This is a genomic window from Myxococcus sp. SDU36, from assembly GCF_030168875.1.
Classification (GTDB): domain Bacteria; phylum Myxococcota; class Myxococcia; order Myxococcales; family Myxococcaceae; genus Myxococcus; species Myxococcus vastator.
Window position 1 is genome coordinate 5,005,423 of sequence record NZ_CP077414.1, and the last position, 20,632, is coordinate 5,026,054.

17 protein-coding genes are annotated in these 20,632 nt (G+C 68.7%); 10 read left to right on the forward strand and 7 right to left on the reverse strand.

Annotated elements, in window-relative coordinates; all coding sequences use genetic code 11:
• Positions 1-23: 23 nt before the first annotated feature.
• Complete coding sequence (locus KGD87_RS19840; RefSeq protein WP_284661823.1) at positions 24-3,233, reverse strand: ATP-binding protein; 3,210 nt, start codon at positions 3,231-3,233, stop codon at positions 24-26.
• Between the two features lie 228 nt (positions 3,234-3,461).
• Between KGD87_RS19840 and KGD87_RS19845 the strand changes: the two genes are divergently transcribed.
• The 4 genes from KGD87_RS19845 (at position 3,462) to KGD87_RS19860 (ending at position 8,185) form a co-directional block, all read left to right on the forward strand.
• Positions 3,462-4,532 carry a hypothetical protein gene (locus KGD87_RS19845; RefSeq protein WP_502887947.1) on the forward strand — a complete coding sequence of 357 codons (1,071 nt, stop codon included), beginning with the start codon at positions 3,462-3,464 and terminating at the stop codon, positions 4,530-4,532.
• A gap of 94 nt (positions 4,533-4,626) precedes the next feature.
• Positions 4,627-5,886, forward strand: a complete 1,260-nt coding sequence (locus tag KGD87_RS19850) for a hypothetical protein (RefSeq protein WP_284661827.1) — start codon at positions 4,627-4,629, stop codon at positions 5,884-5,886.
• 6 nt (positions 5,887-5,892) lie between these two features.
• Positions 5,893-7,590 (forward strand): sensor histidine kinase, encoded by a 1,698-nt coding sequence (locus tag KGD87_RS19855; protein ID WP_284661829.1) that lies wholly within the window; start codon positions 5,893-5,895, stop codon positions 7,588-7,590.
• Positions 7,591-7,810: 220 nt separating this feature from the next.
• Positions 7,811-8,185 (forward strand): hypothetical protein, encoded by a 375-nt coding sequence (locus KGD87_RS19860; RefSeq protein WP_284661830.1) that lies wholly within the window; start codon positions 7,811-7,813, stop codon positions 8,183-8,185.
• Between the two features lie 8 nt (positions 8,186-8,193).
• On the opposite strand, the gene KGD87_RS19865 is transcribed toward KGD87_RS19860, so the two are convergent.
• Both KGD87_RS19865 and KGD87_RS19870 read right to left on the reverse strand, forming a co-directional pair.
• A complete protein-coding gene (locus KGD87_RS19865) occupies positions 8,194-9,045 on the reverse strand; it encodes a DUF1206 domain-containing protein (protein WP_284661832.1) in 852 nt (283 codons plus the stop codon).
• A 197-nt stretch (positions 9,046-9,242) separates the two neighbouring features.
• Complete coding sequence (locus KGD87_RS19870) at positions 9,243-10,091, reverse strand: hypothetical protein (protein ID WP_284661833.1); 849 nt, start codon at positions 10,089-10,091, stop codon at positions 9,243-9,245.
• Between the two features lie 208 nt (positions 10,092-10,299).
• Here KGD87_RS19870 and gstA point away from each other — a divergent pair, with 208 nt between their 5' ends.
• The 3 genes from gstA to KGD87_RS19885 all read left to right on the forward strand — a co-directional run bounded on the left by gstA (position 10,300) and on the right by KGD87_RS19885 (position 12,471).
• A complete protein-coding gene (gstA, locus tag KGD87_RS19875; RefSeq protein WP_284661834.1) occupies positions 10,300-10,908 on the forward strand; it encodes a glutathione transferase GstA in 609 nt (202 codons plus the stop codon).
• Positions 10,905-11,264, forward strand: a complete 360-nt coding sequence (locus KGD87_RS19880) for a VOC family protein (RefSeq protein ID WP_284661835.1) — start codon at positions 10,905-10,907, stop codon at positions 11,262-11,264. Before gstA ends, KGD87_RS19880 begins: the two co-directional genes overlap by 4 nt.
• Before the next feature lie 133 nt (positions 11,265-11,397).
• Positions 11,398-12,471 (forward strand): GIY-YIG nuclease family protein, encoded by a 1,074-nt coding sequence (locus KGD87_RS19885; protein WP_284661837.1) that lies wholly within the window; start codon positions 11,398-11,400, stop codon positions 12,469-12,471.
• Positions 12,472-12,655: 184 nt separating this feature from the next.
• On the opposite strand, the gene KGD87_RS37080 is transcribed toward KGD87_RS19885, so the two are convergent.
• The gene (locus tag KGD87_RS37080; RefSeq protein WP_502887948.1) at positions 12,656-12,997 is read right to left on the reverse strand and encodes a hypothetical protein; all 342 of its coding nucleotides are present in this window, start codon (positions 12,995-12,997) and stop codon (positions 12,656-12,658) included.
• Positions 12,973-13,458, reverse strand: coding sequence for a hypothetical protein (locus tag KGD87_RS19890; protein ID WP_502887949.1), 486 nt, complete (start codon positions 13,456-13,458; stop codon positions 12,973-12,975). Before KGD87_RS19890 ends, KGD87_RS37080 begins: the two co-directional genes overlap by 25 nt.
• Before the next feature lie 297 nt (positions 13,459-13,755).
• Here KGD87_RS19890 and KGD87_RS19895 point away from each other — a divergent pair, with 297 nt between their 5' ends.
• The 3 genes from KGD87_RS19895 (at position 13,756) to KGD87_RS19905 (ending at position 17,825) form a co-directional block, all read left to right on the forward strand.
• Positions 13,756-14,868 (forward strand): monodechloroaminopyrrolnitrin synthase PrnB family protein, encoded by a 1,113-nt coding sequence (locus KGD87_RS19895; protein ID WP_284661838.1) that lies wholly within the window; start codon positions 13,756-13,758, stop codon positions 14,866-14,868.
• A gap of 57 nt (positions 14,869-14,925) precedes the next feature.
• Entirely contained in the window at positions 14,926-16,623 is a 1,698-nt protein-coding gene (locus tag KGD87_RS19900; RefSeq protein WP_284661839.1) for an NAD(P)/FAD-dependent oxidoreductase, read from the forward strand.
• A 62-nt stretch (positions 16,624-16,685) separates the two neighbouring features.
• On the forward strand, positions 16,686-17,825 hold the full coding sequence (locus KGD87_RS19905; RefSeq protein WP_284661840.1) for a Rieske 2Fe-2S domain-containing protein: 1,140 nt from the start codon (positions 16,686-16,688) through the stop codon (positions 17,823-17,825).
• A 22-nt stretch (positions 17,826-17,847) separates the two neighbouring features.
• Here the strand turns inward: KGD87_RS19905 and KGD87_RS19910 are convergent, their stop codons facing one another.
• Complete coding sequence (locus KGD87_RS19910; protein WP_284661841.1) at positions 17,848-19,458, reverse strand: tryptophan halogenase family protein; 1,611 nt, start codon at positions 19,456-19,458, stop codon at positions 17,848-17,850.
• A 350-nt stretch (positions 19,459-19,808) separates the two neighbouring features.
• Positions 19,809-20,594 carry a transposase gene (locus KGD87_RS19915; RefSeq protein ID WP_284661842.1) on the reverse strand — a complete coding sequence of 262 codons (786 nt, stop codon included), beginning with the start codon at positions 20,592-20,594 and terminating at the stop codon, positions 19,809-19,811.
• Positions 20,595-20,632: the final 38 nt, after the last annotated feature.

Below are 20,632 nucleotides of genomic sequence, written 5' to 3' on the forward strand. Positions count from 1 at the left end.
GAAGCACAGCCGTTTCAGGGGCGTCAAGCGGCCCCGACGCAGACAGGGGCGCCCCTGCCCTCCACCTCCACGGCCTCCACGTCCTCGGGCTCCGAGGTGAGCCGCCACAGGGCGCCCTCCAGGAACCCCAGCGCGCCACGCAGGTCCGACGAGGCGGCCTCCGGAGGGGCGCTCCGGGCCCGCGCGATGCGCTGGCGCGCCGACGCGAAGGCCCGCTGCGCCCGCGCGACGTCGTCCCAGGCGGCCCGCGCCTCCGCCAGGTCCACCGCCGCGCGAAGCAGCGCGGCCAGCTCGCGCAGCACCGGGTCATCCCGCAGCTCCGGCGCGCCCTCCAGCACGACGAAGCTCGCCTCCGCCGCCGCGGCGTCTCCCATGCACGCCTCCACCACGGCCCGGTACACCGCGAAGCGCAGCACCTGCCCCCGCGACACGCGGCCCAGGCCGGACACCGCCTCCGACAGCCGGGCCCAGGCGTCGCTCCACGCCCCCAGGGCCAGCTCCGCGCGCCCCAGCTCGCCCAGCGCGGTGCCCTCCAAGAGCCGCTGCCCCAACTGCCGGCCGATGCGCGCCGCGGCCAGCAGGTGCGCGCGCGCCTCCTGCGGCCGTCCTTCCTCCAGCAGGTAGCAGCCCAGGTTGAGGCGAGCCAGCGCGTGCCCCGCCCTGTCGCCCACGCTGGCCGAGCGCGCCATCGCCTCCTCCAGCAGGCGCATCGCCTCGCTCGTGCGCCCCATCTCCCCGATGGCCACCGCGCAGTTGGACAGGAAGCCCACCTCGAACGTCACGTCCCCCACGCCGTGGAAGAGCGCCTGCGCCGCGCGCAGGTGGGGGATGGCCGCCTCCGCGCCGCGGCGCGCCTGCTCCACCAGCCCCAGGTTGCCCACGGTGTAGGCGTCCAGCCAGCGGTCGCCCTCCGACGACAACAGCCGCGCCTCGCGCACCAGCTCCCAGGCCTGGGACAGCGCGCCTTCGTGACGGGCCACAATCGACAGGTCCACCAGCACGCGCTTCTCGCCCGCCACCGCGCCCAACACCCGCAGCGACGCGCGCGCGCACTCCAGATTCCCGCGGGCCGCTATCAGGTCGCCCGCCTCCAGGAACACGCGGCCACGCACCGCCACGGCCTCGGCCACCCGCCTGGGCGCGCCCGTCACCCGGTCCGCCAGCGCCAGCGCCGCGTCCAGCCGTTCGAGCAGCAGGCGCACCGGGCCCCGCGTCACCACCTCCGGCTCCAGCGCCACCAGCGCCTCCAGCGCCCGCTCCACCGAGCGCGACGTCGCGGGCGTCACGGCCAGGGCGTTGTCACACGCCGCCAGGAGGTTCTCCCGCTCCAGCGCCAGCCACCGCAATGCCTCCGCGCCGCCCTGGCTGCGCACCTGTGCGCGCAGGCCGCGGGCCAGCGACAGGTACCAATCCGCGTGCCGCTCCGCCAACGCGGCCGCGTCTGCCACGCCCTCCTCGGCCAACCGGGCCGCGGCGTACTGACGGATGCTCTCGTACTGGCCCAGCCGGGAGTCACCGCCGGGCAGCTCCGCCTCCAGCACGCGCAGCAGCGACTTGGCGCGCAGCGACTGGAGCACGTCCAGCACGGCGGGCCCGTCCGGGGGCAGCCCCAGCACCGCTTCGGCCGCCTCCAGCGTGAAGCCGCCACGGAACACCGAGCAGCGCGCCAGCGCGGCCCGCTCCTCCGGCTCCAGCAGGTTCCAGGACCAGTCGATGGCCCCTCTCAGCGTCGCCTGTCGCGCGCAGCCGTCACGCCGTCCCGTGCGCAGGAGCTCGAAGCGACGCGTGAGCCGCTCCCGAAGCTGGCTCACGCTCAACAGCGCCATGCGCGCGGCGGCCAGCTCGATGGCCAGGGCGATTCCATCCAGCTGCCGCACGATGTCCGCGACCATCGGCGCCTCGCCGGCCGTCAGCTCGAAGTGGCCTCGGGCCTCACGCGCTCGCTGCGCGAACAGGCGCACCGCGTCCGAACGGACCAGCTCCTCCAGCCGGGACTCACCTTCCTCCGGCACGGAGAGCGGCGCCAGGTCCAGCAGCCGCTCACCGGGGAGCCCCAGGGCCTCGCGCGACGTCGCCAGGAAGCGCGCGCCAGGCGCCAGTTGGAGCCAGCGCCCCAACGTGGCGGGCAGGTGCTGCACGGCCTGCTCCAGGTTGTCGAGGATGAGCAGCACGTCACCACAGTCGTTCAGCGCGCGCCCCAGCCGCTCCGCCGGCTCCGTCGGGTCTCCGTCCGCGCGCAGGGGGATGCCCAGCGCATGGCCCACCGACAGGCAGAGCGCCTCCGCCGTCTGGACCTCGGCCAGCTCGCACAGCCACACCCCGCCCTCCCAGTCCCCCGACTCCAGCTCCAGCGCGCCAAAGGACGTGGCCAGCCGCGTCTTTCCCATGCCGCCGGGCCCCAGCAGCGTGACGAGCCGCGTGCCGTCCGCGAACTCGCGGCGGAGCCACCCGAGCTCCATGCTCCGCCCCACCAGTCCGGCCTGGAGCACGGGCACATTCCCCTGTCTGTCTCTGGGCGCTCGTGGAACGCCGAAGCGCCGCTCCGACAGGTGCGCGGGCAGCACCTCCACCAAGGCCACGGCATCATCAATGCCCTTCAGCCGGAACGCGCCCAGGGGACGCACCGCGGGCCGGCCCAGCGCCTCCAGCACCTGCGCGGCCTGCGCCCAGGCGCCGCCACTCACCAGGACCTGACCGCCATGGCCCGCGGCCGCCACGCGCGCCGCCACGTTCACCATGCGGCCCAGGTAGTCCGTCCGGCCGGTGCGCGCGTCCACGCGGCACTCCGGCTCGCCCACGTGTACGCCCATGCGGACCCGCAGGCCCCGGAACAGCAGCCCTCCGGGCCCCACCTCTTCGGCGGCCTCGGGCTGGGAGAGGATGTCCACCGGCCAGGGCGCGCGCAGCAGCACGTCCTGCGCCTCCAGACACCACGCCAGCGCCTCCATCACCGAGGGGAACGCAATCATGAAGGAGTCCCCCTGCGTCTTCACCTCGTAGCCGGTGCCGCCGGCCAGCAGGGAGCGCAGGGCGCGGTCATGCACCTCCAGCGCGTCACGCATGCCCGCGCCACACCGCTCCCACAGCCGCGTGGAGCCCTGCACGTCGGTGAACACCAGCGCCACCGAGCCCTCGGGAGGCGTCGCGGAGAACGGCTGGGCGTCCTCACCGGGCAGTGCCCTCAGCATGCCCGCCGAGGAGCCTGCCAACCTTCTGGAGGACACATCACCCATCGCACGCTCCTGCGATGACACCACGCGGAGGCGATGACACCACGCGGAACGAACACCGCCCATGCGTGACGGGCACATGCTCCGGGCCTCAACACAGACAGCATCCGGCACGCGACGCTCGCGCGCGGACCCGTCCACAACGCCACGCCGCCCTCGCCCCCGGAGGCACCGCCGGTGTGAACCCCGTGCCCACCTCCGGCCCGCCTCGACTGTCCGCGACTGCAAACATTGCCCGTGGGTACGGGTTGCCCGCATGCGTCCCCGGTGCAATTTTTCGCGCCCGCCACCCTTCACCCGGCCCGCACTCCTCGGGGTGGCCCCGCCGGGACACTCGCACCGCGAGCCGTCCGGCGACCTGGACCCACTGGGGAGTCGATGAAAAAGCCACTGTCTCCGAAGACGTTTCCGATGCTCGCCCTGACGATGTTTGGCATTGCGGGCTGCGAGCCGCTGCCACCCGACGCCGCGTCTCCGACCGGCGCGCTGACGCAGCCACAGGAGTCCATCAACGGGCTGTCTTTCAATGGCCTGTCCTTCAACGGGCTGTCCTTCAATGGCCTGTCCTTCAACGGGCTGACCTTCAATGGCCTGTCGTCGGAGGCCTTCAACACCTGGTTCCAGGCCGACCCCTCCCTGGCCGACATGGCGATGCGCTACGTGGTCCGCTGCGCCGTGCCAGCGGGGCAGACGCGCACCTACACGGCCCCCGCGCTGGAGCAGTCGTACACCTGGGAGGGCGGCCTGGGACTGGCGCCGGACTGGGCCGGTGGGAGCGCGGCCACGCTCGCCGAACAGCAGGTCGTCTCCGCGTGCCTGGCAGCCCACGTCAACCGGATGGGAGAGGAGCTGCTCATCTCCCTCCTCGGCCTGGACGGCGCGGGGGCCGTCATTCCCTACACGGCGCAGGAGCTCGCCACGCACGCCCGGCAGGAGTCGTGTTTCTTCGGCAACCTCTTCAATTCCGAGGGCATCCACGTGGGCGCGGACCGCGCTCCGCTGGGGCCCCAGGAGAGCACCTCGCGCGCCTGCGCGGGCCTGCTCCACGACGGCACGGAGGCGCTCGTGCCCTGCGCGCCCATGGTGTACGTGGGCGCCTGCGCGTCCCACTGCACGCTGGACGCGAGCGGCCTCTACTACGAGACGTGCACGCTCGGCGGAATCACCTACCGCCCCCTCACCACGCGGCTGTCCCCCGCGAATGTGAATCAATGTGGGGACGGCGTGTGCCAGGCCACGGAGCAATGTGGCACCTCCGACCGGTACGACAGCTGCGCACAGGACTGCGGCCCCTGCCCGTGAGGTGAGCCCCGCGAGCGTCCGCTGTCAGACGCTTTTCGCGCGCGCGTGACGGAATGGATTGGAAGGCGCATGGGCGTGGCTACTTCCCTCTCCCATGCACCCAACCCCGTCCCGTCCCATCCCCCTGGCCCTGCCCCGCGCGCTGCTCGTCGCGAGCGTGCTGCTGGCCTCGACGTCCCACGCCCAGACCACGCCGCTGGAGGACAACAACCGCATCACCGCGGGCTACATCGAGCTGGCCTATGAAGTCGGCGGGCTGTTGGACCCCACCCTCACCCCGGGTGGCACCAGCGCCGTGCGGCCCAACTGGTTCGTCTTCGCGCCGCATGCCTCGCGCACCGGCGGCGAAGGCCTCCTGGGCGCGTCACTGGCCCGGAGCATCATCCGCGCGGCCCGCGGCCAGCCCTCCCTGTCGCTTCAGCAGGCGCTGGGGCGCGTGGGCCTCACGGGCACCCTGCATCTGTCCGTCGAGCAACTGGGCCTTCAACTGGTGCTGTCGGGCCTGCCCTTCGACGTGGCGGCCTCCCTCGCCTCGCTCACCACGGCGCTGAACGGCGCCGCCCTGCTGGACCCGCGCACGCTCTTCACCACCACGGCGCGCTTCGCCGCGCTCTACGCGAGCGCACCCGGCGTGCTCCCGCTCGACAAGGCGGAGCGCATCGTGGACACGCTGGAGCGCACGCTCAACGAGAGCAACCTCGCCATCTTCACGGACATCGGCGGCTCGGGGCGCCTCTACCTGGACTGGCGCGCGGGGGCCGGCGTGGTGACGCCCGAGCGCGTGCTGACGGAGTTCACGCTGGTGGACGCGGTGCCCGCCCAGTCCCGGCAGGCCTATGACTACGCGCTCGCGCACGCCTTCGACACGCCGCGCCCGTTCGAATTCGACACCCTCTTCCCTGACATGCACTGGAAGAGCCTGCTGGTGGCGGCCTTCGCGCTGTACGAAGAGGCCCGCCTGGCGCCCACGCCGGCCGCGCGCGACGCGCTGATTGCCATGGGCAACAACTACATCGCCTGGCGCGAGCAGCACGACATGGCCCAGCCTGTCTTCTCCCCCGCCGTCCAGCGGCCGGACGAGGTGTCGCGCGTCGAGCTGCTGCGCGCCATCACCCCGCTGCTGTCCACGGACTTCGGGACGATGACGTGGACGTACGCGGACTTCGCCTACAGCCAGCCGGACCGCGACGGCAACCCGCTCACCTCGCCGCCCACTGAGTACAACTGGGCCCACTTCTGGGACCGCTGGACGGGCATTCTCTTCGCGTTCGATGCGGCCTATCTTCAGCCCACGGCGCTCTGGGTCATGCCTGAACCCCTGGTGGACCCCACGGCGGCAGCGAACGGAGGCTGAGCGCGAATGGGTGAGTCGGGGCGGCCTGGGGGGGGCCGGAAACGGGGACGCGGGCACCGGCGCCGTGAGCCTCCTGACACGCCAGGGGGCCCTGCGAGCGCCGGGCCGGGCGGCTTGACGCCTCCGGATGGCCGGGAGACCCTTCCAGCCCCCATGAGACTCGCTCCGTCCTCCGAGCCCGTTCGTCCCTTGGAGCCTCGCCCCGCCGTCACCACCACCGAGCTGCCCTCTCACGCCGCCGACGAGGTCAGCCTGTCCGATGAGGCCCGGTTGTGTGTGCTGCGGGAGATGATGGGCGAGGCCTTCTTCACGCTCGACGCCCACGGCTGCGTCCGCGAGCTGAACGCGCGCGCCGCCGCCCTGCTGGGTGTGCCGGCCGAGCAGGTGCGCGGCCAGGAGCCCTGGCTTGCCCAGCCCGGGCTTTCGGGCACGGTGCTGCACGAGCGGCTGATGACGGCGTTGACTGCACGCGAGGGCGGCCGCTTCCTGGCCGAGCTGCCGTCGCGGACCTGGCTGGAGGTGACGGTCCGCGTGGTGGGTGAGGAGACGTGGGTGCTGGCCGCGGACATCACCCAGCGCCAGCACGCGGAGAATGAAGTGGCGCGCACCGAGGAGCGCTTCCGCCAGCTGGGCGAGCGCTTCCAGGTAGCGCTCGACTCCGCGCAGATGGCCGTGTGGGAGACGAACCTCGTCACCGGCCAGGTGTTCCGCTCCGAGGCCCATGACCGGCTCTACGGCTACGCCGAGCCGCAGGCGGAGTGGACGCACGAGAAGTTCCTCGCCTCCATCCACCCGGACGACCGCGCGGAGGTGGAGGCCCAGGTGTCCTCCCTCTTCACCCGGCACGTGGACGCCTACACGTCCACCTTCCGCACCCGCTGGCCGGACGGGAGCTGGCGTTGGCTCACCAGCCGGGCGTCGGTGATTCGCGATGCCTCCGGCAACGTCGCGGTGGTGCGCGGGGCCATCCTGGACATCACCGCGCTGAAGGAGACGGAGGCCGCGCTGCAGCAGGCGGTGCGCACGCGGGATGACTTCCTCTCCATGGCCAGCCACGAGCTGCGCACACCGCTGACGTCCCTGCGACTCCAGTTGCAGCTGCTGCGGCGCCTGGGCGACTCCACGCCTGGCGCGACGCTCGGCTCGGACAAGGTCGCGGGGAAGCTGGACAACACGGAGCGCCAGCTGCGCAGGCTGGGCGCGCTGGTGGACAACCTGCTGGACGTCAGCCGCATCCAGACGGGGAAGCTGGACTTCCAGTTCGCCGACGGGGACCTGGCCGGCGTGGTGTCGGACGTCGTGTCCCGCTTCACCGAGGAGGCGCGTCTGGCGGGCGTGCTCCTTGATTCGCATGTGGACGCGCCGGCCCCGTGCCGCTTCGACCGGCTGCGCATGGAGCAGGTGGTGAGCAACCTGCTCACCAACGCCTTCCGCTACGGCGCGGGCAAGCCGGTGAAGGTGTCGCTGACGCACGCACCGGACACGATGCGGCTGGTGGTGCAGGACAGCGGACCGGGCATCCCCGCCGCGGACAGGGACCGGGTCTTCGAGCGCTTCACCCAGGGCGACAACGCCCAGCGGCGCGGGGGCCTGGGGCTGGGGCTCCACATCGTCCGGCAAATCATCGAGGCGCACGGCGGGCGCGTCCACGTGGAGGAGGCGCCCGGAGGCGGCGCCGCCTTCGTGGTGGAGCTGCCACGGTAGGGCAGGTGCGGCATCCACTCATGGACACATGCGGGGCGCCGCCCACGCGGTGACACCCGGCCCTTCCTCCGATTTCTTACACCTTGACGCCTTTCGTGAAGGACCTGGCGCCATCAGTGAATCGGGGTTCGCCGAAGGCGTGCATCATGTCATGCCGGTTCGGCGTCCAGCGGGTGTGGGTTCGTTGCCCGTCATGACCGTTCCGTCAGGAGGCGCCCCGATGTGGATTGAGAGCATCATCATGCCGCGCGAGGACGACTCGGAGCCCTACGTCCCCGCGCCGCGGAGGGACCGGCGCGGCGGGCTCGCGGCGGCGTTGGAGGAGAGCCACCAGCTGCGCGACACGGTGCAGCGCTTCGTGAGCGCCCACGACTTGTCGGACGGCGTGAGGTGGCTCAGCGAGCCCGGCCTCCTGCCCGTCATCACCATCCACTGCACGGACTTCGCGCTGGCGAAGCTGCGCGAAGCCGCGGACTTCGTGGTGGGCAGCGCGGCGCCCATCGACGTCTACCCCGCGCTGGTCGGCACGCAGGGCCAGGTGGCCCCCGAGGCCCTGCTCACCTCGGCCATGCCCCACCTGCAGCGGCGCGTGTAGGGCCCGCTTCACGGCGTGGGGATGCGCCGGTAGCGCGCCGCGAAGAGCTGGTAGACGGCGTAGGCCACCAGCCCCAACGCCACCAGGCCCAGCAGCCAGGGGCCGAAGGGCTGACGCGCCAACGTGCCCAGCGCCTCGCCCAGGCCACCCGCCTCTCCCGGGTCCGCGCGCAGCGCCGCCTGGATGAAGAACGAGCCCACCAGCAGGAACACCACGCCGCGGGCCGCGACGCCGGCCTTGCAGATGCGCTCCACCTCGGTCCGCCGGCGCGCCGCCAATCCGGACAGGGACAGCTTCTCCAGCATGCGCCCCTTCCAGGCCCGGTGGAGCTGGTACCCGGCGAACCCCATCACCCCCAGCCCCACCAGGACGACCAGGACCTGGCCAAAGGGCTGGGACATCAACCTGGCGGTGAGCCCCTGATTGCCGCCGCCACCACCGCCACCCTGGCCGCGCAGGAGGTTGAAGGCCGTGAGCGCGAGGCTGGCGTGAATCACGCCGCTGCCCGCCATGCCCACGCGCGCCGCGATGCCCTTTCCGGAGCGGCCCTTGTCTTCCAGGTCCCAGGCGGCCTGGGCGAAGCGCCACAGCGCGAAGGCCACCAGTCCCACCCCCAGCAGCACCAGCAGCACCGAGCCGAAGGGCTGGCGCGCCACCTCCTCCACGGCGCCATGGGTGTCCGTCGCCTGGCCTCCTTCACCCGCGGCCAGCATCAATGCCAGCACCCCAATCACCGCGTAGACGGCCCCGCGCGCGGCGTAGCCCACGCGGGCCGCCCACTCCACGCCGCTCCGGCTCGCGTCCTGCCCCGCCCGGGCCGCCCGCTGGAGGTCGGGCCGGCGCCATGTCCCCGTCGCCATGTGTCCTCGTTCCTTTCCGGTGCTCCTGCCACATCCGAGGGGGGAACGATGCACATGGACGCGGCGGCCCCCAACGGGCGCTCGCTCGGCTGCCCGCTCAGGACACTGGGGTGGCTTGTGCGCTTCATCCAGCCACCTTGAAGGGCACGGCCAGGCAGCCCGTCAGGAGGGCCGCGGGGCCATGCCACTTCCGCGCATCAGTCGCAGCCGACGCGTTGTGTGCTCACCACGACGTTGTCAATCCACGTCTCGGAGCCGGACGCGCCCAGCGGGTGGACGAAGCCGTAGCCCACGGAGAAGTTGTTGAAGGCGCGCATGCCGATGTGGGTGAAGTCGTGCGCCAGCGTTCCGTCCACGTAGACGCGCGTGTTGCCGTGCGTGCTCGACGTGCTGTCGCGGCGGACCTCCCACTCCAGGCACACCCAGCGCCCCGCCTCCATGCCCAGCTGGACGGGCTCGGGCTGGCGGTTCCAGCCCTGCCCTTCGCGGAAGGACCAGTCATCCAGCGCGAAGCCGCTGTCCTGCATCACCTGGAGCTCGAAGCCGCCGAAGTCCGCGTCGAAGTTGGACAGGACGAAGAAGGTCCCCATCTGCCCGAACACCCCTGGCAGCGAGCGCATGTAGACGTGCGCGCGCACGAAGAGCCGGGTCTTGAAGGCCGGGATGCGCTGCTGCCACTGCGCGATGGCCTTGCCGGCCTGCTGCCGCTCGTCGTGTCCATCCTCGGTGAGGACGTGCAGCGCGCCCGGGCCGTTGCGCGTCCGCGTGCTGTCCACCTGGATGGAGGCGTTCTCCGCGCTGGCCGTCCATCCGCTGGTGTCGTTGCCGCTGTCGAACAGCTCGCAGAGCAGCGCGTTGGAGGGACAGGTGCCGGGCTCGGTGCTGGGCCCCGGGTTGTCGTCGCCCGCGTCGGTGCCGGAGTCCGTCCCCGCGTCGGTGCCCGCGTCAGTGCCGGGAGGGTTGTCGTCACCCTCGTCCGAGCACGCCGGCAACACGCCCAGGGACAGGACCGCGAGAGGGAGCAGGAGAGACGGCTTGAGACGCATAGGTTCAGGTATCCGGACAGGCCCGCGGGGCCGGGCATGCGCTGAGGGGACGCGGTCGGGCGGGCTCCCCGGACCGGTGCCGACCTTCGCGAATCCCTATCACCCACAGTGCCCGCGGGTCACCTGGGCAGGGCGGACCCAGGGGGCGGGCCCGACCTGCATCCGAATTCATGGCGGACGGCGTCGGAGTCGTGCAGGAATCCGCGCCATGAAACTCTTCTACGCTCCCGGCGCCTGCTCGCTGTCGCCCCACATCATCCTTCGCGAGGGCGGCTTCTCCTTCACCACCGAGAAGGTGGACATCCGCGCCAAGAAGACGGCGGCGGGCGAGGACTTCGTCACCATCAACCCCAAGGGCTACGTCCCGGCGCTCCAGTTGGATGACGGCAGCCTGCTGACGGAGGGCCCCGCCATCGTCCAGTTCCTCGCCGACCAGGTCCCCGACAAGAAGCTGGCCCCGGCCAACGGCACGCTGGAGCGCTACCGCCTCCAGGAGATGCTCAACTTCATCTCCACCGAGATTCACAAGGGCTTCAGCCCCCTCTTCAACCCGGCGTTCCCGGATGAAGGCAAGCGGCTGACGCGTGAGCGGCTCGCGCTGCGCCTGGGCGTGCTGGAGGCGGTGGTGGCGAAGCAGCCGTACCTGCTGGGCGACCAGTTCACCGTGGCGGACGCGTACCTCTTCACGACGCTCAACTGGGTTGGGCACACGAAGGTGGACCTGGAGCCCTTCCCCGGGCTGCGCGCCTACCACGCTCGCGTGGCCGACCGGCCTTCCGTGCAGGAGGCCCTGAAGGCGGAAGGCCTCGCGAAGTGACGGCGGCTTTCGTCAAGCTGCTCGTCACGGACAGTGCGCGCTCGGTGGCCTTCTATGAGGCGCTGGGCTTCGAGCGTGTGAGCGCCGAGCCCCCCTTCGTCCACCTCCGGTGGGCGGAGGCCCTGGACGTCTACCTCGTCACGCCGCCGCCGCAGTTGAAGCTGGAAGGGCGGCGCGGCACGGGCGTGCTCGTCGGCCTCCGCGCCGAGGCGCCTCACAGCGTGGACGAGGTGCTCCTGCGGGCTCAAGCGCAGGGCGCCGCCGTGGATGGCCCCGCGGTGCAGCCCTGGTTCACCCGGGAGCTCATCGTCACCGACCCGGACGGCTACCGGCTGAACTTCATCGAGCCGGCGTAGCCAGGCTTCACCACGGGACAGGGTGAGCGGCCTCCACCCGAGGCTGCCCGCCCACCGAGGCGGCTCGGGCGAGGCGGCCGGCGTGCGCCACACCGTGGGCCTCGCACGCGGTACGGTGCGGGCCGCCTGCCTCATGGAACCCCGCGTCGCCGCCCTCTTCGCCCACGTCCGCGAGCACGCCGAGAACCGTCCTGGCGTCTACCGGATGCTGGGGCCTTCGGATGAAGTGCTCTACGTGGGCAAGTCCGTGCGGGTGCGCACGCGGCTCTTGTCGTACTTCCGCGCGGAGGCGCACGAGAAGGCGGCGGAGATCATCGCCCACGCGCACCGCATCGTCTGGGAGTACACGCCCAGCGAGTTCGCGGCGCTGCTGCTCGAGTTCCGCCTCATCAAGTCCCAGCGCCCCCTCTACAACGTGGAGCACAAGCGGGACCGGGGCCACTGCTTCATCCACCTGACGCGCGAGCCCGTCGCCCGGCTGCGCGTGGTGGGTCAGGCCACCGGCGAGCGCGGCGACTACTACGGGCCCTTCCACGGCCGGAGCGCCGTGTCCGACGTGGTGCGCGCGGTGAGTGACTTGCTGGAGCTGCGGGACTGCGCGGCGGACACGCCCATGCGCCTGGCGGACCAGGGCCAGCTCTTCCCGTTGAAGCAGGAGCCGCTGTGCATGCGCGGGCAGCTCTCACGCTGCCTGGCGCCCTGTGCCGGCGGCTGTACGCATGCGGAGTACGACGCGCGCGTCGCCCAGGCCCGCGCCTTCCTCGAAGGCACGTCCGACACGCCGCTGACGCTGCTGCGCGAGCGCATGGCGCTGGCGGCGCGCAGGCTCCAGTTCGAATACGCCGCGGAGCTGCGGGACAGGGCGGAGCGGCTGGAGCTGATGCGCGGCTGGGTGGTGGAGCTGAGCCAGATGCTCAGGCGCCTCTCCTTCGTCTACACGGTGCCTGGCCATGGCGGTGAGGACCGCGTCTACGTGGTGCGCCGGGGCAGCGTGCGCGCGGAGCTGCCCGCGCCCGTCACGATTGAGCAACACCAGGCGCTGGAGGCCCAGGCCCGTGAAATCCTCGAGCGGCCCGAGCCTGAGACGCTGGGCTTCCGCGCGCATGAAGCGCAGGAGGTGATGCTCATCGCCCGCTGGTTCCGCCTGCACCCGGAGGAGCTGAACGAAGGGCCCTGCCAGCCGGCCATCCGCGTCCGTTCAACGTGATGGAGAAAAGTGGCGCAGAATCAAGGACCTGAGTGCAGCCGAGCAGGCAGGTCCGCCGAAACAGGGTGGCCAGGAACATTCTTCCGGCATGAAGGAGAACACGCCGAGGACGCAGGTGGCGGAGGTACTCCGAGCGCTGGAGTCGGCCGAGGACATCCTGGAGGCGGCGCGGCGGTTGGGCGCGTTACAGCGCCAGCGCAAGGTGGCCCTGGTGGCGTCCACGGTGGCCGAGGTGACGCCGCGGCCCGGCACACAGACAACGGCCTTCGCCAACGACATCGCGCTCACCAGACAGACGCTGCCGCCCAGCGCCTTCTTTGAGCGATTCAACCACGCCTTTGATCAAATGAGTTGGGGGCACCCACTCCTTCGCCTTGCGCACCTCCCCTCCGGCACTTTCGACGTGCACGACGCCACGAAAGCGAATGAGGTAGCCGAAGCTGAGTCTGTCCAGCAATTCATACAGGGCGACGTCTCCGAATCCTCGGTCCGCGAGCACCGTCACCTCCACGTCGGAGGGCAGCACCTGGTGCAACCGCTCCAGCAACGCGTCCTCATGGGCTTGCGCTGCCCGGCCAACTCGCTCTTGGGCACCGTCTTCCACAGCAACGGCGTGGCGCGGCCGTGCCGGGTGACAAGCTGGATGGCGACCGTGGTGTGGTCGTCCGACTCGAAGTCCGTCCAGTCGATGGTGACTGTCACCGCTTTGTGTTCGGCCACCACGAAAGGCACCCACCGCGCGAACAACCGCCACACGTCGACGCCAGAGTTGGACAGCAACCGGTCCACCTGCTTGATGGCGTGCTTGCCTTCCAACCCCCGCGCCTGGGAGAGCGCCAGTCCGATGGCCCTCACCGAGAGGCTGGCGGCGTGCACGGCGCCCAAGGTGGCATTGGCCAGCGCCAGCACACGCTTGGCATGGGTGTCCGGGCCGACGGCTTCCTCAATGAACCGATGCACCTCGGCGTGCGTGATGGATTTCGACATGCTCCGCACGCGGAAGGAGAGCCTCTGGCGCTGAAAAGAGCGCGCCTCACTGCTGCTTCCCTCGCTGCTCCGGCCCCATTCAACCGCTGGGGACGGCCCTTGACGCTCGGCTCCAATGAGGGGACGACTCAGACGGGAGACCCGTCGGCCAAGTCTCGCATAGAGCCTGTCTGCCAGGAAGCACTGCTGATGCCGCCTTGACGCGCTCGTGACGCGGCGACCGGCTTTGGGATTGGCACAGGTATCTGTTAGAGTCTGGATACGGCACTCGGCGGCGCTTCCTTGAGGTTGTCATTGATGAATCCGGTGCGGAATTTTCCATTTACCCATGAAATGATCGCTGCTCTGGATCCTCTAGATGCGGTGGCGACCCTGCAGCGCCTTCCGGAGCTGAATCAGCGGAGCGATGTGAGAGGGGTTCTGGGGCTGCTCCAGGGAATCCTCCCGAAGTTGGGGCTCGTCGAGCGGTGGGATTTTCCGGTGGCAGCGGCAGCCATGCGTGACATTGGCTTCTTCCTGGGTTCGCTCAAAAGGCATGGGCATGAGCCGGTCGAGGTGGTTCCCGGCCTGGAGCCCATCCTGCTGGCGCTCGCCCGGACGACACAGCTCCCTCCCCGGGAGACCCTGCTCCACGTGACGGTCTGGAACCCCTCCGCGGAGGGCCTGGAGCGCCGGTACACCTGTTGCCGCGACGAGGTCCACCTGCTGGAGAGTGTCAGGATTTCCATGGCGGCGCTGGAGTCGGCGCTTCACCGCACGGTGGAACTGTACGACGTGCCGCTGGACTCCACCTTGTTCGCTCCGATGTGTGAGGACATCGCAGACCAGCTCAGGAAGATGGTGGATTCCATCGTCTACGCATACCGCAACATCTCACCCCGCACCTTCATGCAGGAGCTCAGGCCCTACTACGAGCCTATCCGCGTGGGAGGCCAGTCATACCTGGGGCCTGGCGCCGTGGAGATGCCACTCTTCGTGCTGGAGCATGTCCTGTGGGGCTCGCGTTCGGAGCACCAGGGCTACAAGGACTTCAAGGAGACGTATGTGCCCTACGTGCTTCCCCAGTTCCGGGCGGTCTACGGCCGGTTCTCAGGGCAGCCCTCTCTGCTCGATCGGGTGCTGGACGAGGCGGGCGCATCCGAACTCCTGACGGAAAACCACCGGCGCGGTCTGAAGTCCCTCGACAGGATATTCGAGGTGCTGTTGCGCTTTCGTGCACCCCACGTGAAGTTGGCGGAACAGGCCTACTTGGCCGAGCGCGAGGCGCACGCCGTGGGAAGCGGAGGCTACGCGCCCGGCATGCTCGATGAACTCCTTGCGCTGACCCGGGAGGCCCGGCTGCGTCTGGCCCCGGTTTCGCGTGCTCCCGCCGTGGGCGAGGAGCCGCTCTGGACGCGCAACGCGAGGTGAGCCCACGGAGGTCACCCCTCATCAGTTCGACGTCCCACCTCAGGGAGAAATACGTCCATGAAGCCGACGGTCAATGCGAGTCACGACAGCCATCATTTCGATGTCATCATCCTGGGCTCGGGAATGTCGGGCAGTCAGATGGGAGCCATCCTCGCCCGGCAGGGCTTCCGGGTCCTGATTGTCGAGGAGGCATCCCATCCCCGCTTCACGATTGGCGAGTCCTCCATCCCCGAAACGTCGTTGATGAACCGCATCATCGCGGACCGCTATGGCGTCCCGGAGATCAACGACATCACCTCGTTCTATTCCGCCTTCAAGAAGGTGTCGTCGAGCACCGGCATCAAGCGCAACTTTGGCTTCGTCTTCCACAAGCCCGGCGAGGAGCACGATCCCACGCAGTTCACCCAGTGCGTCATCCCGGAGTTGCCCTGGGGGCCGGAGAGCCACTTCTACCGGCAGGACGTGGATGCCTATCTGATGCACGCGGCAATTCGCCATGGGTGCACGGTCAAGCAGAAGACCACCATCAAGGACTACGAGCTGGGGAAGACGGGCGTGGCCGTCACCAGCACCCAGGGCGAGCGCTTCACGGGCCGCTACATGATTGACTGTGGTGGCCCCCGGGCTCCGCTGGCGATGAAGTTCGGCCTCCGGGAAGAGCCCTGCCGCTACAAGACGCACTCGCGCACGCTCTACACGCACATGGTGGGGGTCAAACCCTTCGACGACATCTTCAAGCCCAAGGGGCAGCGGTGGCGGTGGCACGAGGGCACGCTGCACCACATGTTCCACGGGGGTTGGATGTGGGTGATTCCGTTCAACAACCACTCGCGCGCGACGAATGAGCTCGTCAGCGTGGGCCTGCAGTTGGATCCCCGCATCCACCCGAAGACGGATATTCCGGCGCAGCAGGAGTTCGACGAGTTCCTCGCGCGCTTCCCGACCATCGCCGCGCAGTTCAAGGACGCGAAGCCCGTGCGCGACTGGGTGAAGACGGACCGGTTGCAGTACTCGTCCAAGAGTACCGTGGGGGACCGCTACTGTTTGATGCTCCACGCGGCGGGTTTCATTGATCCGCTCTTCTCGCGGGGGCTCGAAAACACGTCCGTGACCATCCATGCCCTCGCGGCGCGCCTCATCAAGGCGCTGCGCGATGACGACTTCTCTCCGGAGCGCTTCGAGTACATCGACCGCTTGCAGCAGAAGCTCCTGGAGCACAACGACGACTTCGTGAGCTGCTGCTACACGGCCTTCTCCGACTTCGAGCTCTGGGACGCCTTCCATCGTCTGTGGGCCGTGGGCACGATGCTCGGACAGTTCCGGCTGATACAGGCCCATGCTCGGTTCAAGGTGGACCGGAACGAGGCCCACCTGGACCACCTGGACGACAACCCGCCCCACCTGGGCTACCTGTGCGCGGACATGGACGAGTACTGCCGTCTGTTCGACGCGGCGAAGGCGGAGGTGGACGCCGTCACGGAGAAGCGCAAGTCCCCGAAGGAGGCCGCGGTCCGCATCCATGAGCTGATTGAACAGCAGGAGTTCGCGCGGCCGCTCTTCAGCTTCGGCTACTGCATCACCGGCGCCAACCGGCACCTCAACAACTCCAAGTACAGCCTCGTGCCCGCGTTGCGGCTGCTGAACTGGACCCAGACGGGCGCTCCTCCCGAGGTCAAGAAGTACTTCGATTACAACCCCATGTTCTCGTTGCTGAAGTCGTACGTCGGGAGCCGGCTGGAACTCGCGCTGAAGTAGGCGGTCGCGCAGCCGGCCCCTGGGGCGGGCAGGCCCATCACGAACTCGCAGGAGTGGCACGCATGAGTGGCGACATCCACCAGGAGCAGGAACGCATCAGGCAACCCTCTGGGGCGAACGACATCACGACCCAGCTCGCGGCGAGTTGGTATGTCGCCATGAGGTCGGACGCGTTGAAGGACAAGCCTGTCGCCATCAAGCTCTTCGGGCAGCCGCTGGTGGCCTGGCGCAATGGGGCCGGCCAGCCGGTCATCATGGAGCGCTACTGCTCGCACCTCGGCGCGAGTCTCGCGAAGGGCAGGGTGGTGGAGGGGTGCATTCAATGCCCCTTCCACCACTGGCGCTATGACAGTACGGGGGCCTGCAGCTATGTGCCGGGACACAGCACGGCGGTGCCCCGGCTGGAGCCCATTCCTCCCACGGCCCGCCAGTCCGTCTACGCCACGGCGGAGAGGTATGGCTTCGTCTGGGTCTGGTACGGCACCCAGGCCCCCCTGTTCCCATTGCCAGAGATGCCGGAGGCGGAGAGCCCCCGGAATCACCTGTGTCTGCGCTTCGCCTATGACACTCGGACGTCGGTGCTGCGCATCGTCGAGAACTTCTACGACGCCCAACACGCGGCTCCGGTGCATCAACTGCCCATCTCTGCCTTCGAACTGAAGCTCCTCGACGAGTCGAGCCCTCCTCCGGGACAGGAGGTGCTGGCCCGGGAGGGGGCCTGGTTTGGCGCGGGCATCGAGTTCCAGGTCGAGCGCTACTTCGGGCCCGTGGGAATCGTCTCCCGGGCGCTGGGCTTGAGCATGAGCAGGATGCAACTGCATTTTGATGGCTACCCCGGTGGCTGCCTCATGACGGTCAGCCTCGATGGCGACATGAAATACAGGCTGCTCCAGTGCGTCACGCCCGTGGACAAGGACGAGACCGTCATGCACATGTTCCTCGCCATCAAGAAGGGCGAGGGGGTGGTGGGCAGCGCGGCCAACTTCATCCTCTTTGGCCTGCAGACCTGGGCGGCCGCCGGCTACGATGTGGCCATCTGGAACAGCATGAAGTCGGATGGGGGCGGGGCCTTCTGCAAGTACGACCAGCTCGTCTTGAAGTACCGCGCTTTCTACCGGCGCTGGGTGAACAAGGTCGCCCTGGATCACCCGGGCCGCATGAGGGACAGCCGTGCGGACTCAAGGACTGGCACACACGGCTAGCCTCGATGCGCGGGCCTGCCCGCTACCGGCTGGCCTCCCTGGTTCGCTCCCCCCGCGCGTACAGCGCGGTCAGGTAGTCGTACTGGGAGGGCAGCCGCGACATCATCTGGGCAGTCTTTTTCCGGATGTCGTCGAACATCCGCTCCCCTTCCATCAGGATGTCGGGGCGGTGGTGGAGCAACGGCATGGGTTGCCGTGGCAGGTAGCCCACCCCGGCGAAGATTGATTGGAAGTTGCTGTTGGTCCAGAACCTGTCGAAGCCCGCCTCGAAGGAGGAGTAGAGCGCCTCGTTCGAGTGGTAGCTCTTGCGGATGGGAATGCCCGCCCGCTGAAGCTCAAGGACTTCCTTGAGGGTGTCGGGCAGCTTGAGCTCGTTCTGGTTGGCCCTCCAGTAGGGCGTGTCGGTGCGCGGTGACGTGCAGAAGTGCAGCACGATGAAGTCGCGCACGTCATCCACCATGAAGGACACGCGTTCGTTGAACTTGTCTCTCAGGGCCGGTTCAATCTGCTTGTTCGGGAAGCACGCCACGAGTTGGTAGAGCGCGGCGTACACGAAGTAGAGGCCCGTGGACTCCAGCGGTTCAAGGAAGCTGCTGGCCAGTCCGAAGCTCACGCAATTCTTCACCCAGGAGCGGCGGCGCCTGCCGGAGATGAACCGGATGTGGCGCGCGTCCAGGGCGTCCGCTTTCTTTCCAAACCAGGAGCGCAGCTCGCGTTCGGCGTCCTCGGCGGTCTGGAAGGCGCTGGAGTAGACGTACCCGTTGCCCGAGCGGCCGTAGAGGGGAATCTCCCACGTCCACCCGGAGCTGAAGGCGGTCGCGGTCGTGTAGGGGCGGATGCCTTCCTCCGTCGGGTCCGAGGGGACGTTGAGGGCGACGGCGCGATCCGTGAGCAGGCAGTCGTGGAAGGTGATTTTCGGCTCGCCCAGGGCCTTTTCGATGAGCAGGCCCGCGAAGCCGCTGCAATCGATGTAGAGGTCCGCCTCGTAGAGTCGCCCGCTGGCGCCCCGCAGGGCCTTGATGCTTCCTCCCTCGTCGAGCTGGGTTTCGACGATGTCGTCGCTGATGTAGGTGAGGTTTCGCTCAATGGACCACTTCTTCAGGTAATTGGCCATCAACAGCGCGTCGAAGTGGTAGGCGTAATGAACGGCCTTGGTGCCATCCATGTACCGGGGCGACTTCTGGGCGTCACAGATGGGAGAGGTGGGGTAGCAGGTGTACTCCATGGGCTCGGCGAAGCCACGCTGTTGATGGCTGTACATCCAGATGTGGGAGAGCGGCACTCCCTTCACCTGGGGCATCTCACCGAAGTTGTGATAGTAGTGATCGCCCCCCTGCGAGGCCGGCTTCTTCCAGTTCTGGAATCGGATGCCCAGCTTGTAGGTGGCTTTGCATTCGGCCATCCATTCCTCTTCTGGAATCTCCAGGAAGTCGAACAGTTCCTCCTTGATGGTGGGAATGGTGGCCTCGCCAACGCCAATCCTGGGGATGTTGGGCGATTCGACCAGGGTGATGTCGACGTTGAAGTTCAAGGCCTTGTTCAGGTAGGCGGCCGCCATCCATCCCGAGCTTCCGCCGCCGACGATGATGATCTTCCTGACCCTGTTGTCACTTTCAGGTGTGCTCTGGTCCATGGCTTTCCCTTGGGCTGTGTCACGTGAGGAATAGACTGGGAGCGAGCGCGACTGGTGCGTCGGCTCGATGAGAGGCCCCGCCCGTCCCTCAGGAGGCAGGAGTCAATCATATTTCCCTTTCTCCTGTCCCTACCCAAGATTCGGTCGCTGCGTCATGCGCGCGTCAATGCTGCTGCAAACCGGTTGTCGTGACGGGTGGACGAATCTCCAGACATGTATGTCTACCACAGATTCGGATCCAGAGATGGGAGTGCGTGATGGCATGGGCGGGCTTGCGGAAAGAGACTCCAAGGATGAAGGAGCCTCGAGGCACGCTGGGATAGACGGGGGCGGAGGTCTGAGCCATCCCCTCAAATGAAACCGAGCGTTTCTTGGAAAACCCGATGGCCGTGAAGGAGTTCGGCGAAGCACTCGACGAGAGGCCGTAGGCGCTCCTCCTTCATCATGGGAATGGCCTGGTAATACATGCAGCCCTGACGGAAGAGCGAGTAGGTGCGCGTCTTGACGGTGTTGGCCTTCAAGCCCTTCTCCATACCGAGACTCTCCCCGGCGGCGCCCAGCAGCGTCAGCAGCACCTGGGCCAGGGCGCTCACCAGCAGCAACCTGTCCCTGCGCTCGGGACTCTTCACGCGCACCGTGGACGGCCCCATCCCGAATCTCAAGTCCTTGACGTCACGGAACGTCTCCTCGCACGAGAAGCGCTGAGAGTAGAGGTCCACCACCTGGCGCGCGCTGGCGCTGTCCAGACTGGTGGCCAGACACCAAGGCTCCTTCATGCCCTTCTGGTGCACCAGCACCACCGCGGGAACCGATGTCCGGCCCGCGGTGACGCGCACGTCCGTCAGTTTCTTGGCGTGGCCACTGGCAGGAATCCACTTGACCGCCAGCTTCCACACGTCCACCGCGTCATTGGACAGCAGGCGGTCCACTTGCTTGATGCCGTGCTTCTGCACGCCGCCTCGGGCCCATGCCAGCGCCTGGCCTATGGCGTGCACCGACAAGGATGCGGCGTGCACCACTCCCAACGTCGCACGCGACAGCGACAGCACCCGCTTGGCGTGCAGGTCCTCCTCAAACAAGTTCTCCAGGAACGCCCGCACCTGCTCTTCGTTGATGGCCACCTTGCGTACCAGCATGGCCTCTCCTCCTGTACCCCACCACTCCGCTTCGCACG

What these genes read in the sequence shown, in the direction of transcription:
- gstA (WP_284661834.1), top strand. Translation starts at nt 10,300, where the DNA reads ATGAAACTCTTCTACGCTCCCGGCGCCTGCTCGCTGTCGCCCCACATC.
- KGD87_RS19865 (WP_284661832.1), bottom strand. Translation starts at nt 9,045, where the DNA reads ATGGCGACGGGGACATGGCGCCGGCCCGACCTCCAGCGGGCGGCCCGG.
- KGD87_RS19860 (WP_284661830.1), top strand. Translation starts at nt 7,811, where the DNA reads ATGTGGATTGAGAGCATCATCATGCCGCGCGAGGACGACTCGGAGCCC.
- KGD87_RS19915 (WP_284661842.1), bottom strand. Translation starts at nt 20,594, where the DNA reads ATGCTGGTACGCAAGGTGGCCATCAACGAAGAGCAGGTGCGGGCGTTC.
- KGD87_RS19850 (WP_284661827.1), top strand. Translation starts at nt 4,627, where the DNA reads ATGCACCCAACCCCGTCCCGTCCCATCCCCCTGGCCCTGCCCCGCGCG.
- KGD87_RS19890 (WP_502887949.1), bottom strand. Translation starts at nt 13,458, where the DNA reads ATGTCGAAATCCATCACGCACGCCGAGGTGCATCGGTTCATTGAGGAA.
- KGD87_RS19905 (WP_284661840.1), top strand. Translation starts at nt 16,686, where the DNA reads ATGAGTGGCGACATCCACCAGGAGCAGGAACGCATCAGGCAACCCTCT.
- KGD87_RS19840 (WP_284661823.1), bottom strand. Translation starts at nt 3,233, where the DNA reads ATGGGTGATGTGTCCTCCAGAAGGTTGGCAGGCTCCTCGGCGGGCATG.
- KGD87_RS19870 (WP_284661833.1), bottom strand. Translation starts at nt 10,091, where the DNA reads ATGCGTCTCAAGCCGTCTCTCCTGCTCCCTCTCGCGGTCCTGTCCCTG.
- KGD87_RS19895 (WP_284661838.1), top strand. Translation starts at nt 13,756, where the DNA reads ATGAATCCGGTGCGGAATTTTCCATTTACCCATGAAATGATCGCTGCT.
- KGD87_RS19910 (WP_284661841.1), bottom strand. Translation starts at nt 19,458, where the DNA reads ATGGACCAGAGCACACCTGAAAGTGACAACAGGGTCAGGAAGATCATC.
- KGD87_RS19900 (WP_284661839.1), top strand. Translation starts at nt 14,926, where the DNA reads ATGAAGCCGACGGTCAATGCGAGTCACGACAGCCATCATTTCGATGTC.
- KGD87_RS19855 (WP_284661829.1), top strand. Translation starts at nt 5,893, where the DNA reads ATGGGTGAGTCGGGGCGGCCTGGGGGGGGCCGGAAACGGGGACGCGGG.
- KGD87_RS19885 (WP_284661837.1), top strand. Translation starts at nt 11,398, where the DNA reads ATGGAACCCCGCGTCGCCGCCCTCTTCGCCCACGTCCGCGAGCACGCC.